Annotated in this window: 4 protein-coding genes; all 4 read right to left on the bottom strand. The window is 68.7% G+C overall.

The window, feature by feature from the left end:
* Window positions 1-199 precede the first annotated feature (199 nt).
* The 4 genes from ACFHWS_RS09870 to ACFHWS_RS09855 all read right to left on the bottom strand — a co-directional run bounded on the left by ACFHWS_RS09870 (window position 200) and on the right by ACFHWS_RS09855 (window position 15,857).
* The gene (locus tag ACFHWS_RS09870) at window positions 200-3,571 is read right to left on the bottom strand and encodes a DEAD/DEAH box helicase (RefSeq protein ID WP_416568056.1); all 3,372 of its coding nucleotides are present in this window, start codon (window positions 3,569-3,571) and stop codon (window positions 200-202) included.
* Window positions 3,572-3,649: 78 nt separating this feature from the next.
* Window positions 3,650-7,642, bottom strand: coding sequence for an Eco57I restriction-modification methylase domain-containing protein (locus tag ACFHWS_RS09865; RefSeq protein ID WP_416568055.1), 3,993 nt, complete (start codon window positions 7,640-7,642; stop codon window positions 3,650-3,652).
* Window positions 7,642-10,536, bottom strand: coding sequence for a helicase-related protein (locus tag ACFHWS_RS09860; RefSeq protein WP_416568054.1), 2,895 nt, complete (start codon window positions 10,534-10,536; stop codon window positions 7,642-7,644). Before ACFHWS_RS09860 ends, ACFHWS_RS09865 begins: the two co-directional genes overlap by 1 nt.
* Window positions 10,533-15,857, bottom strand: a complete 5,325-nt coding sequence (locus ACFHWS_RS09855) for a DEAD/DEAH box helicase (RefSeq protein ID WP_416568053.1) — start codon at window positions 15,855-15,857, stop codon at window positions 10,533-10,535. The genes ACFHWS_RS09860 and ACFHWS_RS09855 overlap by 4 nt, the downstream gene beginning before the upstream one ends.
* Between the last annotated feature and the right edge of the window lie 5 nt (window positions 15,858-15,862).

Below are 15,862 nucleotides of genomic sequence, written 5' to 3'. Positions count from 1 at the left end.
GGGCCGTCTCATTTATCGGGGGGTCCACTGTGGGTTATCGGGGCCCTGCTGAATAAGCCTCGTTGTCGACGTATCGTTCATTTGCAGTGACGGAAATCTCGGGGTTTCTTCGGGAAAGTCGTTTCTCCAACGCCCGCAGATAGCTCCGGTTAGTGGCGATCTCGTAGGCGATTTCCTCGTCGCTGATCTTGGCCATCGATTACTGCACCTCCACCACACAGACAGCCAGATCCTCCGTACTGAGCATTGCTGACGATCGTGCCGTTAAGTCCTGGAGAAGTCCCGCATAGCGATTGTCCTCCCGCTGCTGTTGGGCCTCAAAGAGCGGCACCATGCGTTCCCGGCCGCGGGCCCGCAGTGTAGAAATTCGTGACTCCAACGCCTGTGTCCGCCGCTGATGGACTTGCTCGACGCTGAGTCGTCGTGAGGCAAGAAACGCCTCGTTCTCGGCGGCCAACGTCTTCTCGCTCCGGATTTGCCGTTGGATCAGTAAGTCACCGCTCACGTCGAGCGCAGGCCGTAGATCAACTGCCCCATCGAACCACGCGGGTTGCAAGTTTCCAGCCGCCACAGCTGCCATTAGCCGGTCACCCAAGTCGGCGACTACCTGCAGGGTCCGGACGTTAACAGTTGCGGTCCACACCTCGTGCAGCGGCCTGACACCGTTCCAAGTGGCGACGCGCATATGGACGAGATAGGTGCCCGGGGCAACAGTGGTTTCGTGCGCGGACATCGAAATCGCGGAGAATCTGGTCTGCCGGTGCCCCGGCACGTCCAACGCTGCTCGGACCAACGGATGGTTGGCCGTAAGGAGCGGTACCCCGGTGGTTCGGGATGCCTCCTGATCCAGGGACAGTTGAACCGGCAGCTGATGCGTCAGGTCATTGAGAATCTGATCTACCTCAGACCTTGTCTTCTCACCCCGCCGTGCGAGGTCACGGACATGCCCGGCGAGCTCGCTGTTGCCGATCACGGTCAGGTGGTCGCCACGGATGTGACAGCGTCCGTCGTAGCTACCCACCCAGTCGCTCACCAGCAGCGCTAGTTCCTGTTGCCCGACATACCTGCCGGATGCCAGCAGGTCGGGCTCGAGGCCCTCGATGTCGACTCCGTCACTTGATATGAGGTGCGGTGCCGCCGACTCAATCTCGTCAACCGCCCGTTCCTGCTCTGCGACAACCGCGAGGAACTCCTGTGTCCGCTGCAGGCGTTGAGCAGGAGTCAATGCGAAGTCAAGCAGGGAAGATTCGACGTCGGGCCACATGCTTTCGATAATCGGTTCCAATGCCCCGATCGCGTGTTCGAAGATGCCGATCCGGGCGAGCACCCGCTCGAGGATATCCGACTCAATCGTCCCCGGAGTCGTGAAGTTGATAATCACGACCTTCTGCTCGGCCTGGCCGATCCGGTCGATCCGACCGATGCGCTGCTCGATTTCCATCGGATTCCACGGCAGATCGTAGTTGATTAGGACGGAGCAGAATTCGAAGTCCAAACCTTCGCTCGCGACCTTAGTAGCTACAACGATGTCGTAGCCGCCTTCCCGGAAATTGGCCATGATCCTCGCGCGCTCTTCCCTACCCACATCTCCATGCAGTACTGCGATCCGGCATCGACCCCGTAGATGCCGCTCAAGATAGGACAATGTCCTCCGAGAGAACGTAAAGATGAGGCCCTGTCTTCCCTGGCCGATCAGATCGTCAACAACGCGGACAAGCTGCTCAAGCTTTGTATCCACGTCGACGCTGGCAGCCAATTCTCGCAACTGCGGCGACGGCGGCACATCCGGACCTTTCGCAGCCGCCGAGAGCTTCGCTGGAGCGTCAACCTCATCCTGCACACCAGCCATCTGCCACGACGTCAAGACAAATGCCGCTGCCTCTGGGAGACAACTGCCCGCAAGGCGGAGCGGCATCTGCATGCCGAAATGCAGCGGCGTCTCCTTGGCTCTCGCTCGCTCGATGCACCACTGCAGGTATGCCTGGTAGAAGTCGTGCTCACGCTTGGTCCAGTGCACCTGGACGGGGCGCGGCTCCCGCACGGCCTTGTCCTCTTGGACCTCGATCTTGCGGGTACGGGTGACCTGGGCCGAAAGCCCGCCCAGCTCGCTGCAGATCCGTTTCACCTGGACGACATCAGCCGGGGACAGGTGAGTTCGGCCCAGAATCTCACGTAGAAGAGTAAAATCGGGTCGCATAGTGATAATCCGACCGAAAGTGCTCTCGGACAGATCCGACAGCCACCGGCTACGGGCGGCGTTACTGACCGAGGCGTCGAGCAGTGAACTCGTGATCCGATTGAGGATTCTGTTAGGCTCGATCCGTTCCTGTAGATCCGCCAAGTCCTGAAATTCACCAGGCACCAAGAGCTCAAGAAGGTTGTACAGATCATTGTTCCGCAGATTGACCGGGGTAGCAGAGAGGAAGACGTACGCGTCTGCCCAGCGGGACAACAACTCACCCAACGCGTGGCTCTTGGTGTTCGAGTTGCGGAAGACGTGAGCTTCATCCACGATTACCAGGTCCAGCTGGAGACCCAACGGCTCGATGTCGGCAAGTCCTTTCCACGCCCTCAGCCGCTCCACCGAACATATCCAGGCCATCCTCCTGGGTAGGCGGTCCGATTCGAGCCGATCCCTGAGATCTGCCAGGCCGGGCCCGGTGAGCTCGGTCAGCTCGAACCCAAATCTTTCGCGCATCTCGTTCTGCCATTTCGACAGCAGCGCGGAAGGGCACACGACAAGCACGCGGTTCGCGTGCCTGCGGGCATCAAGCTCGGTCCACAACAGTCCGGCTTCGATGGTCTTGCCGAGACCGACCTCGTCCGCGATGAGCAACCGCAGCGACCCTGTGCTCAGCAACTTCATCACTGGCTTGAACTGGTATGGCCGAAAGATGGTGCGCGTCGCCCGGAAAGAGAAGACCGTATCGGTGAACTGCTTTTCTAGCTTGGCTCTGGTCAGGGTGGCGGCCAGGCGTTCGGCGGGGGCAGGCTCTGAGCGCACCCATACGTCGGGAGAGTCGCCTGTCGGCCTCGGCAGCAGGGCACCCTCTTCGACGCGCTGGATGCGACTGCCGGCGAAGACCTGGTACATCCAACGACCGTGTACGAACTGACGAGACTTGATCATGCCGTCCTGCCCCGCTCGAGTCATCACCTCATCGGTCACGGCGAACAGGGGTAGCGGCACCTCAGGGGCGCTCTCCCAGAGGTGCTCGAACCAGGCCAGCGCGGAGGCCACCGGCGAATCCTCCGCCACCTCCGCAGCCGGCTCGTGCATCCCCGCGCCAGGCATCGCACCTGAGGTGACCACGAGCAGCGGTGTCGGATCTAGCCCGCCGAACCAGTAGACCCCTTCAGGCAGACTGACTGTCGGAACGACGATCTGCCTGATCCGCTCGACTTCTGCTCCAGGCTCGGGCAAATCGGAGCCGAGTACCAGTACGTCCGTGAAGAGCCCCGTGGCGAGCATCGCGGTCGCGTCGGTCAGCAACGGGTGGTATCCATGGGTGACCGCGAGGACACCTGGATCAGGAAAGAGCCGCCGGGCCGCTCCGCCGAGTGCGCGCACTCTCACCCTCCATGATCGAGATAGATGACATTTGGGCCCGGTCTCCGGAGGTCGCAGTCCCGGGTCGGTTCGAGAGTCTCACCGCTGGCCCTGGCCGGGTGGGGGGTCTAGCGGGGTTTGGTACGGCGTACCGGTGCGGATGGCATCGGCCATCGCGTCGTAGCGCTCCATGATCAGGCGCTTGGTGCGGTACTCGCCGTGCGCCTTTTCGTCCTTCTCCCGGACGACCTTGAAGGTTTCCATGATGTAGTCGACGTCATCCCGATCCACCCCGTACAGGTGAAAGTAGGCGGCGTCGAGTTCGGCGCGGAGGAGTTCGCGTCGCTGCGGGTCCCACCGGAACGGCGGGCCATTCTCACCGAGGTCTCGGGCGTACGATACGAGGTCCTGCGCGGTGTACGTCAACTCCAGCACCCGGGGCCGGATCCACGCCAGCAGATCGACGGCATTCGAGTCCCAGTGCACTGGTTCGCCGTACCGCTGCGGCGGCAGCACCGGCAGCTGACGAAGCACCGAATAGGTCAGATGGCTGCCGGATATCTTTTGGCGTGCAGCGTAGTCAGAGACCAACGTAGACAATTCCGCAGCAAACGCGCTGACGATGGTCGTCTTCTGATCTGGGATCAGGATAGGGCTGGTATGTCCAACAGCCACGCGCGGAACAACGGCTGGGATCAGGGTGCGCTCGTCGGTGCTGCGTACGATGTCTCGCCAGCAGAGGAGCCAGCCGTGCGACCAGCGGTCAGCCAGCCGCTCATCGACAGCCCGCTTCGGTACCCAGTAACGCGGCAACGGCAACCGCGCCGGATCATAGTGATCAGCATCGGCAAAGCGGGGCAAGGTGCCTTTGTTCAGCTGGGCTTCAGTCGCGTCCTCGTAGGTGCCGAACCGATGGTCGTAGAGATGAGTCATCTTCGCCTCGTACAGCGGCACCATCCGCTCACCAGCCCGAACGAAGTGATTACCCTCCAGCTTCCAACCGTCCTGGACCAGCTCGTCGTAGCCACGGAACAGCCCCGAGTCGTTGGCCATGTGCAGCATCGCCATGAATGACACACCCCACGGGTTACCGTCCGGAGCGTCCTCCCGCCACAACACCGGCACCCGCCGGTAAATCCCCAACGTGATCTCCGCATCCCGGCGGGTATCGAACACCGGACACGTCCCCGTGTTCGGGTTCAACAGATTGATCTCCTCAGGCGTCAGTGAGTACGCCCGCTCGGCAATCTGATGCACCTGACGAACACCGAACACCAGCGATACCTGGTCAATCTTCCGACCGGGGCCTGATACTGACAGCAGCGCGTAGCTGGCTCGGTTTGTAACGGCGGGGAAAAGCTTTTCCTCGTTATCGAAGTCGAACAACGACACCAGACTCCGACGGCGTACCAGGTCCTTGAAGAAGTCCTGGGTGGTCGCATCGGTGGCGATCCCGGTCGGGACGATGATGCCGAGCTGGCCGCGCGGGTGCAGCACCGTCCGGGCCGTCTCGGTGAAGACCGAGTAGGTGTTGATGTCACCCTTGCCGGTCAGCGGGTAGCGGCCGGAAGCCCGCAGCAGGTGGCTGACCCCGTCCGCTTCGTGCAGGGCGGCGATCCAGTCGGCGTACAACGCCTGCCGGGCCGGGCGCACGTCGGTGGCCAACTCGGCGATCAGCTTCTTGCGCGCGGCGGCGTTCGCCGCACCGGAGATCGCCTCGTCCTTGTCGGCGAAGAACTCCTGCTCCTGCAGCTTCACCCGCTCCCACGGTGGGTTGCCGAGGACGCAGGAGAAGCCGCCCTGCCAGCCGGTGGCGTCGTTGACCGGGCCGTGGTCGGGCACCCGGAAGATGTGCGGGAACTCGATGTGCCAGTGGAAGAAGCGGAACTGCCGGTGCAGCCGCTCCACCTGCTCCTCGACCGCGGCTAACTCCAGCGACGCCTCACCCTTGCCGAGCCGCTCCAACACCGCCTGCGTGATCGCCGTACCCCGGGAATCTGGGGTTTTGGCCTGCACGAACGCGGCGCACCAGGCGTCCGCGACCAGCCGGGCGTGGCGTCGCTCCTGCTCCAGGACCTGCGCCCGCTTCGCCTGCACGTGCACGTCGGCCAGCGACCCCGGCTCGACCCGCGTCAGCTGGGCGGCCTCCTCGGCGAGCGTGGCGTTGCCGACCTGGACGCCGCCGCTCCACAACAGCTCCGTCTGGCCGCCGGCCTCCGCCGCGTTCTGCTTCTTCAACGCGGTGGCGACCTTCTTGTCGTCGCCGGTCAACGCGGTGAACGCCGCGTCCGGGATGCCGTCGGCCAGCAGCCGGGGCGTCACCCCGAGCAGCGAGTTGCCGACCCGGATGTTGGCGTCCAGGTAGCCCAGCGGCCGGCCCGGCTCCATCGCCTCCAGCCACAGCGACACCCTCGCCAACTCGGCGGCCATCTCGTTGACGTCGACGCCGTAGATGCAGCGGCCGATCACCCGGCGCAGCGCCGAGCGGACCGCCAGCGGCGTCGGCTCCAACTCGTCGGTCTCCTCCGCGGCGACCCGCTTCGCGATCCGCCGGGCCGCCGCGATCAGGAAATGCCCCGACCCACACGCCGGGTCGCAGACCGTCAACTCCAGCAGCGCCGCCACCCGCTCCGGCGCGGTCGGCCGGTCGCACGCCTCGTCGATCAGCGGATCCAGCGCCGACTCCACCAGCGACGACGGGGTGTAGTAGGAGCCGGTGGTCTTGCGTTCGTTGCCGGCCAGCCGTTCCGTGCCGAACCGCCACGCCGACGCGTCCCAGCGGGGCCGCAGCTCCAGCAGCGACTCGTAGACGCTGCCCAGCTCCTCCGCGCCCAGGTGGCGGAAGTCGACCCGCTGCCGGCCGCCGCCGCGCCGCTGCGGCAGCACCGCCAGCGCCTCCACCGCCTCCAGCAGATGCCGGTTCGACAGCTTCGCCGCCGCCAACGGCCGGTCCAGCGGACCCGGCTCGAACAGCCCGCCGATGCCCGGCAGACCCAGCCGGGGCTGGCCCGCCTCCCGGCCCAGCGAGTCGAAGACCAGGCGGACCGCCTCCCACAGGTCGCCGTGGCGGGAATGCCGCCGCCGCACCGCCAGGTCCCGCAGCCGGGCCGCCGAGAAGAACGTCGCGTAGCGGCGCCGGGTCGCCGCGTCCGCCTGCGGATCCAGCAGCGAATCCCGGTCCTCGGCGACGAACCAGAACAACAACCGGTAGATCATCCGCAGCAGAGACCGTTTCACGTCCTCCAGGCGCAGCGTCGCGTCGGCGACCTGGCCGCGCAGCGCGGCGTTCTCCGGATGGGTCAGCAACCCGGTGCCGAGGATCTCCAGCGCCCGTTCCACCCCGTCGCGCAGCTGCTCCAACGCGCGTTCGCCCTGCTTGGCACCGGCCGCCCGCCACTGCTCCAGCACACACGACGCCGGCCCGGCCGCCGGATCGGCCGGACGCATCCGGGACGCGTGCGCCAGCCGGTACAGCAGCACGAAATCGGCGAACAGCTCCCCGTCGAAGATCGCTTCCAGGTCGAACTCGATCGACGCCGAGCCGACCAGCGTCGTCGAATCCCGCAGCAGCCGCAGCTTCTGCCCGTTGGACAGCACCGCCCACAGGTGCCGGTCGCTGCGGTTCAGCAGCTGCTGCACCATCGAATGCGGGGCGGCGCCGGCCGCGCCGCGCACCCGCGCCGTCCGCCGGTCCAGGTCCACCCCCCAGCCGAGCAGATGCACCGGTACGGCGTCCCACCGGTGCGACACCGGGAACGTCAACTCGTCGACGGCGATCCCACCGGTCACCGGCGTCAACGGGTCGAAACCCAGCTCCCGCAGCAGCACCAGCAGCCAGCGTTCCCGGGTCAGCCGGGCCGGTGCGCCGTCGCCGGCCCGCTCCCGCTGCCGGCTGAAGTCCCGCCACACCTCCTGCAGGTAGGCGAACGACCGGTTGGCATAGCGGCGCACCGACTCACCCGACTGCAGGCCGTACGCGGCCGGATCCATCCCCGGCAGCTCCCGGTCGCCGTGGCCGATGCGCTGCAGCAGACCACCGGGCAGCAGACCGCCGTCGACCCGTACCGCCGGATAGATGACCGCGCCGCTCATCACTGCTGCCCTTCGGGAAGGTAGAGGTAGACGCCGAGCACGTCGGCCGGTTTCTGCGCGGTCACCGTGACCTGCCGGCGGACCCGCTGCCCGACCGCCTCCCGGACCCGCAGATGCGCGGCCCGCAGCCGGTCGGCGAGCTCGTCGGCGGTGGCCGACAGATGGTCGGTGACCGCGTCGAGCTGGCCGACGACCCGGGTCAGCAGCGGTGTCGCCGTGTCCGGCAGCACGTTGCCGGTCGGGGTCGCCGACAGCAGCGCCGCCGTCTCCTCCTCGGTCAGCCACTCGGCCGCCCGCGGGGCACCCCGGAACGCCAGCACCCGCGCCTCCTCGGCGACCATCGGACGCGGCTCACCGCCCGCCGCCGCGCCCGCCGGCAACGTCAGATGCAGCCGGAACCGCACCAGCAGCAGCGTCGTGCGTTTCGACACCGCAGCCGTACGCATCACCCCGGCCCGCCGCGCCGGCCGCTTCTCCGCCGACAGCTTGTCCGCCGGCAGCGACGGATTCAGCGCCGACTCCAGCACCTGCCGGGCCAGCGCCGACACGTACGGGTCGGTCCGGTCCAGATGCGCCGCGCCCGGCGGCGTCGGCAGCTCACGGCGCAGCTGCAACACCCCGGCCTTGCCCTGCCCCGCCTTCGTCGGCCGGGGCGGGAAGGCGTCAGTGACCTGGCCGGGCAGCCCGGCCAGGTCGGCGTCGAACCCGTACGGCCGCTCGACCACATCGGCGCCGAACGCGGCCAGCGCGGTCGCCGCGAACTCGGCCACCTCGGCCGGAGTGCCCAGACTGGCCCGGATCTCGGCCAACTCGTCGGCCACCTCGGCCGGTTTGATCGCCCGCTGGGCGTACTTGGTGCGCGACTCCTTCTCCCGCTCGGCCGCCGAGTCCCACTGCCGGTGCAGCTCCTCACGCGGGCCGGCGGCCAGCGCGTCGATGGTCAACTGCTCCGGCTGCTCCGGCGCCACCAGCAGCTCGTGGGCGATCGTCTGCAACACGTCGTCGCTGGCGTCCGGCACCGGCACCGAAATGCCCAACGTTTCGCGGATCCGGTTGTGCTTGCGCAGCAGCACCTTCAACACGATCTCGTCGATCCGGTTGTCCGCGCCGTAGATCATCACCGCGCGTACCGTCGGGGCGACCTGGCCGAACCGGTCGACCCGGCCTTCCCGCTGCTCGTGCCGGGTCGGATTCCACGCCAGGTCGTAGTGCACCACCGCCTGGAACCGTTCCTGCAGGTTGACCCCCTCGGACAGGCAGTCGGTGGCGACCAGCACCGGGCGGCGGCTGGTGTCGGCGGTCAACTCGGCGATCCGGGCGGCCCGCTCCTCCGGTGGCAGCGCCCCGGTGACGCAGCCGACCGCGAAGTTACGGCCCAACGCCGCCTCCAGCCGCTGCGCGACATACTCGGCGGTGTCGATGTAGCGGCAGAACACCACCGGGTTGAAGCCGTCGCCGAGCAGCGTCTTGACCTCCTTGACCAGCAAGGTCAGTTTGGCGTCGCCGGCTCCGGCCAGCGCCTCGGCGCGCCGGGCGAACTCCCGCAGCCGGCGCTGCTCGGCGCTGCCGCCGCCACTTTCTGCTCCTGGGTCCGCGCCCGGGGTCGCATCCGCCGACTCCTGGGTCTCGTCGTCGGGCAGGTCCAGCACCGCCGCCCGGCCCAGGTTGTCCGCGTCCTCGGCGCTGTCGGCGTCGGCGTTCGCCGCCCGGGTCCGCAGCGTCGCCGCCGCAGCGGCCGGCGACGACGCCAACGCCCGCAGCAGCGCCAACGCCGACCAGTAGCGCACCCGCTGGTGCACCTGCCCGCCGAGCGGATCCCGCACCACCTGCCGGGCGTACGCCACCACGTCGTCGAACAGGTCGCGGTACTCGCCGGACAGCCGGTAGGCGCGCTCGGCGGTGTGCCGGTCCTCCGGGAACGGGGTGTCCTCCAGGAAACCCCGGATGTCGGCGCGGCGACGCTGCACGAAATGCCGGGCCAGCCGCTCCCGACCCGTCACCTGGTGGAGATCCACCGTGGCCAGCTCCGGATCCAGCAGCCCCAGCAGGTTGCGGAACCCGGTGTCCTTGCCGCTGTGCGGCGTCGCCGTCACCAGGATCAACTGCCGGGCCGGGTCGGCGGCCAACCGGCGTACCAACTCGTAGCGCAACATCCGGAACTTGCCGGCCCGCCGGTCGTCGTCCGGCACACAGCCGTGCGCCTCGTCGACGATCACCAGGTTGGGGCAGCTGCGGACGAACTGCTCGCGCAGCTCCGCCCGCTTGATGAAATCGGTGGAAACCACCACGTGCCGGTAGCGGTCGAACACCGAATCGGTCGAGCCGACCAGCGACGCCTGCAACCGGCGTACGGTGCCCGGCAGCACCAGCTCGGCGGCGATGCCGAACTTGGCCGCCAACTCCCGCTGCCACTGCTCGGCCAACGCCGGGCTGCACAGCACCGCCAGCCCGTCCGCGTCACCCTGGGCCAGCAGCTCGGCCGCGATCAACCCACTTTCGACGGTCTTGCCGATGCCGACGTCATCGGCGATCAACATCCGCACCGGATCCTGACGCAACGCCATCAGCAGCGGCACCAGCTGGTACGGCCGGGGCTCCACCGCCACCGCGCCCAACGACCGGAACGGCCCGCCGGAGGAGCGGAACCCGATCCGCAGCGCCGTCCGCAGCAGGCCGGCCCGGCTGGCGTTGCCGGCATCGGTCGGATCCGGGTACGCGAACGTCGCCGACCGGACCTCCTCCACCTCCGGCAGCACCGCCGCGCGTTCGTCGTCCGCCCCGCCGAGCGGACGCAGCACCAGCACCTCCGGCTCCGACTCGGGCAGCACCACCCACTCCCGGCCCCGCGCCGTGACCAACGTCCCCGGCTCGAACCGCTGCGCCGCCACCGTCACGCACTGCCTCCCTGCCGCCGCCCGAACACACCGGGATACCGATCCACCACGCCCTGCCAGTCACCGGCGGTCACCCGGATCGGGGTCCAGCCGGCGTCGATCACACTCTCCTCGGCGTCCACGTCCCGCCCGGCGCATGGCTGCGCGCCCGGCTCGTCGACGAAAACCACCGCCCGCTGCTGCCGGTAGGTCAGATCCGGGCTGGCCCCGGCGACCGGTTCCGCCACCGGATCCGGCCCCCGGTACGACTCGCGCGCCAGCCAGGCCACGAACTCGGCAACCGACCCGCCGACGCTACCGGCACCAGCCGGCCCGTCGCTGCCCACTGGTGGGCAGTCGCCGCCCGGCGTCCGGCCGGTCGCCGGCTGGTCGGTCGCCGGCTGGTCGGTCGCCGGTCGCTCAGCCGTCGCCGCCGCCGACGCGAACGACACCAACAGCTGCGCCACCAGGTGCCGGTTGATCCGCCGGTGAAACCCCTGATTCGAGTACGACAACAGACAGTCGTAGCAGCCCTGGACACAGTGGTCGGCCCCGGCGTCCGGCTGGTCCACATCGACACCGGCCGGGTCGAAGTGCGCGATCTCCAACGCCTTCGCCGCCACCCGCGCGACCGCGTACGGCTCCTCGACCAGCCGACGCAGCACCCCCGCCCCGCCCTCGGCGCTCTCGATGAACAACATCCGGCCACGGTCATCCGGATCCGGCAGCAGCTCACCGGTCAGCTCCGAATCCTCCAGCTGGAAATGCGCCTCGATGCCGCGTTCCACCGCGTACAGCAGGGTCACCGCCATGTCGTCGGACACCCGCTCGGCCAACCGCAGCACCAGAATGTTGCGCCGGTCCTGCACGTACGGAATCACCCGCTCCGGCGCGGCCACCTTGTCGATCCCCGTGATCGCCGCCTCATCCGAGGTCAGCTCCTCGTCGTCGGCCCGGTTCTTCTCCGTCGCCTTACGCTCGGACAGCCAGTCACCGGTCGCCGGATCCAGGAAGAAGCCCCGGACGCTGGCCTCCTTGCGGCGGCGCAACCCCAGATTGGCCCGCCGCACCGTCGCCGCGTCGCCGTAGACCAGCTCAGCCAGCGGGCTGCCGTCGGCGGTGGTCACCGTCGCCGTCAACCGGCCCGGCCGCCGACCGTGCTCATGGAAGCGGTACGACGTCTCGATCTCGAACAGCGACCGACGCCGCTCCTCCTCATCCGACGAGATCCGCTCCCGCCGCTGCGTACGGACCGTGTACAGGCGCAGCAGATTGGTGTCCGTCGCACCCAGCCCCTGCCCGCAGTTCACACACACGTCCCAGCCGACCTCGTCGTCGTGCAGATGCCCGCACTCGGCGCACCGCCGCGCCGACGAGGTCAACACCCCGTCGGCGTTCGACGCCACCTGATGCAGCTGCACGCCGCGCACCAGGTAGCGGGCGCCCTCGTGGTAGATCAACGCACCCGGGCCGAACTCGCTGATTCCGATGAACCGGGGTCGGTGGATGTAGTCGCCCTTGCGCCCACCGGCCAGCCCCGGCACGTACGCGGCCAGCGGCAGCCGGGGGAACGAATAGCCGGGCAGGAAGCCCTCCGACGCCAGGTAGCGGAACGTGTAGAAGTCGGTCTGCGGCTCGTCGGAGTCCTCGTTGGCCAACAGGTTCAGCTGCACCCGGGCGTCGTTGGCCCGCCGGCTCGCCTCCTCACGTGCCTTGCCGGTCACATTGGTGTCCACCGCCCGACGGTTCTGCACCTCGTACTCGCGCAGCGCCGCCTGGTAGAGCTGCCGCCAGCGGCCCAACGCCGCGTCGAACTCGTCGTACGCCTGCTCCACCGTGTCGGCGACCCAGCGGTCCCGCCACCACGGTGCCCCGGCAAGCGCCCCGCCTGGGGTCCCGCCGAACGCCCCGCCGACATCGCCGGCCAGGACCGCTTCCGCGCGGGCCAGCGTCCGCTTACGGGCATCGTCGTCGCGCAGCTTGCGGACGAACTCCGGCCGGATCCGCAGCGCCGGGGCCTCCCCACCGGTCTCCAACAGCCGCACCAGCGAACTGGGCAGCTCGGCCCCGGTCTCGGCCAGCCAGATCGCCTGCACGTGTGACCGCACCAGATCCTCGTTGGCCAGATCGAGCCGGGGCGCCTGCACCGCACCACCGACCATCAGCTGCGGGCGTCGAAAATAGAACTGGTCGTGTGCGTTGCCCGTCGAGCAGTAGGTGACCACCAGCGCCGGCTGCCCGGACCGGCCGGCCCGCCCGGCCCGCTGGGCGTAGTTGGCCGGCGTCGGCGGCACGTTACGCATCGCCACCGCGTTGAGGTCCTTGATGTCGACGCCCAGCTCCATCGTCGGCGAGCAGAACAGCAGCGGCAGCGCCGCTTCCTGGAACTGCTTCTCCCGCTTCTGCCGGTCCGCCGCCTCCACCTGGGCGGTGTGTTCCTTCGCCTGCAACCCGGCCAGCAGATGCGAAGTGTCCCGGTACAGGTCCCGGAAGAAGGTGTTGACCCGGGCACCGGCCTCACCGGAGAGCACCTTGCGGACCCGGTCCTCCGCGCCCACCGTGCCGTCCCCGGCCTGCCAGATCAGCGCGTCCGACTTCAGCCGGTAGCCGCTGACCAGGTCGTCGCCGTCCGGCGGCACCTCGATGACCAACGTGGCCTCGGCCAGCACCGCCAGCAGGTCGCGGATCATGTCCTGCGCGTCGGCGACCGTGCAGCCGTCCTTGCCGTACTGGCGGATCAGGTACTTGCCGAACGCGCCCCGGCCGGACAGGTGCAGGTGCAGCAGTTTGCGCCGCTCACCCTTGCCACTCGGCTTCGGGAAGGCGACCCCGGCGACGACCGCCCGCTCCCGTTCACCCAGCTTCCACGGCTCGGCCAGCTGCTGGCGGGACAGCTGGTCGATCTCGTTGAAGCCGCTCTCGGTCAGGCACCGTACGTCGATCGCCAGGTTGCGGCGCAGCTCGTCCAGCAGCGTCGAGGCCACGTCGTGGCGGCGTTCCGGTTTGTCGTCGCGCAGCAGATGGTGGCTGCGTGACCAGATCTCCTCGTCGACGGCGACCTCGTCGAGATAGCGGTAGCCGATCCGCAGCAGGCCGGTCTGCTCCAGATTCGGCATGGTGACCCGCCAGCCGCGTTCCAGATCGAGGTAGAGCCGGTAGTTGACCACCTCGCGCAGCGCCCGCCAGATCTCGTCCTTGCCGTACCGAACCTCCGGTGTCCGGGCGAACTGCCCCAGCTCCAGTCGCAGCGCCTCGGTGACCCGCTGCGCCACCCGTTCGTGGGTCAGCCCGTCCGGAGTTGCCGCCACCGCCCGGTAAAGCGCACCGCGCAGCTGCACCACCTGGACGAAGTCGTTGAAGTGGCCGGCCTGCAGCGAGGCGTCCTGCCGGTTGTCGACGAAGGCGAGCAGCTTGCGGGCCTCCGCCGGCAACTGCGGGGCGGCCCGCAACGCGCGTACCACGCTCGCCCCGACCACCGACAACGCCGAACTGCGGCCCTCGACGGACAGCTTCGCCAGCTGGGCGAAATCCTTGCCGCGCTGGCGTTCGTAGGACACCTGGCAGCGCAGACAGAACCGGAACGGCGACGAGATCCAGGCCGCCGGCACCCCCTGCCCCGGTGCCTGCTCGGTGCCCATCGGGTCGAGATACACCAGCTCCGGCAGGTGGCGTTCCTTCGTCGGGGCCACGATGGTGCGGCCGTCGTCGGCCAACAGCGTCCACGAGTACGGCAGCCGGGCGTCGCTGAGCACCGTGTCGAGATCCGCCGGCCACGGCTGGTCGTCGCTGATGTAAAGGTAGCCGGCGTCACCGGTGGCCGACTCCACCTCGCTGCCCGCCTCGAAGCCGTGGTCGGCGCGCCGGACGATCAGATAGTCCTGGCCGCATTCGCGGCAGAAGGCCAACGGCACCAGCGCCTTCGCCTGGTCGACCGTGCTGGTCGGGGAGAGCGCCTGGTAGCGGCTGGTCACATGCCGCACCGACGGCGGCTCGATCGTGGTGTAGACGTTGTCGCCCTTGGACAGGAACTGGTGCAGCCGGAACGCGAAGAACGGCCGCCCGGTCCCCGGGTCGTCGAGCCCCGCACCGGCGGCCAGCACCGCCTCGATCGCGGTGGCGCACTCCCGGCCCGGCACCCCGGTCAGCCCGGCGAGCAGATCCGCGGCCTGCGGGACCGTCCGGGGCCGGCGCAGCCGCACCGGCCGGCCGGTTGCCGGGTCGGGCTCCACCCCGAACGCGCCCTCGACCCACGCCGCCAACGGATCGGTACGTAACCCGTCGACGTCCGGCCGTGGCGGCTCGACGGCGGCCCACCGCAGGACCCGGCCGCGAAGACCGGCGGGGTCCGCGCCGGCACCCGCCGGCACCCCGGTGGCCGGTGCGCCACCGGCCGGCGCTCCGGTGGCCCGCTCCAGCGTCTCGACGATCACGTGGCCGGGGTCGACGGTGGTGCCGAACAGTCGGCTCGCCACCTCGGCCACCTTGATCCGCTGGTCGGTGCCGGTGGTGTCGGAGGCCATCGTCGCCGAGGTGCCGACGCACTGCACCTGCGGCGCGGCGAAGGCGTCCCGGGCCCGGCGGACCAGGAACGCCACGTCGGCGCCCTGCCGGCCGCGATAGGTGTGCAGCTCGTCGAGGACCAGGAACCACAGGCCACGGGCGGCCCGGGTCAGCGGCCCACGTTCGGCGTGCCGGGTCAGCACCAGTTCCAGCATCACGTAGTTGGTGAGCAGGATGTCCGGCGGGTCGGCGAGGATCCGCCGCCGCTCCTCGGTGTTCTCCTGCCCGGTGTAGCGGGCGAACCGCACCGGCGGGGCCCCGCCCGGCAGGCCCCAGCTGAGGAACTTCGTCAGCTCGTTGAGCTGGCTGTTGGCCAGCGCGTTCATTGGATAGACGATGATCGCCTTCACCCCGGGCCGGTAGGTGCCGTCGGCCTTGGCCCGCAGCACCCGGTCGACGATCGGCACGATGTACGACAGGCTCTTGCCGGAACCGGTGCCAGTGGTCAGCACGTAGCTGTGCCGGTCCCGGGCGATCTCGATCGCTTCCCGCTGGTGCTGGTGCAGCCGCAGCGGCCGCGCCCCCGGGTCGTCCGGCTGGCGCTTGATCCGGAAGATCCGCTCGTTGTCGGGGTGCAGCAGGCCCTGCTGCACCAGCTCGTCGACCCTGCCGCCGGAGGCGAAGTTGGGATTGAGCGACAGGAACGGTGCCGGCCACTGGTAGCCCAGGGCGGTCAACTCCGCGAGGTGTTCGGCGATCTTCGGGTCGCGGGGGTCGACGAAACTGGACGTGAACTCCTTGTAGTCCTCGATGAGCTTGTCGCGTACATCGAAGACGTCCACCGCTG

This window comes from Micromonospora sp. LOL_013, from assembly GCF_048060315.1.
Lineage (GTDB): Bacteria > Actinomycetota > Actinomycetes > Mycobacteriales > Micromonosporaceae > Micromonospora_E.
This window is presented reverse-complemented; position numbering and strand designations above follow the sequence as displayed.

Bases quoted from the DNA above. Each gene is read 5' to 3' on its own strand.
- ACFHWS_RS09865 (WP_416568055.1), bottom strand. From the start codon at position 7,642: ATGAGCGGCGCGGTCATCTATCCGGCGGTACGGGTCGACGGCGGTCTG.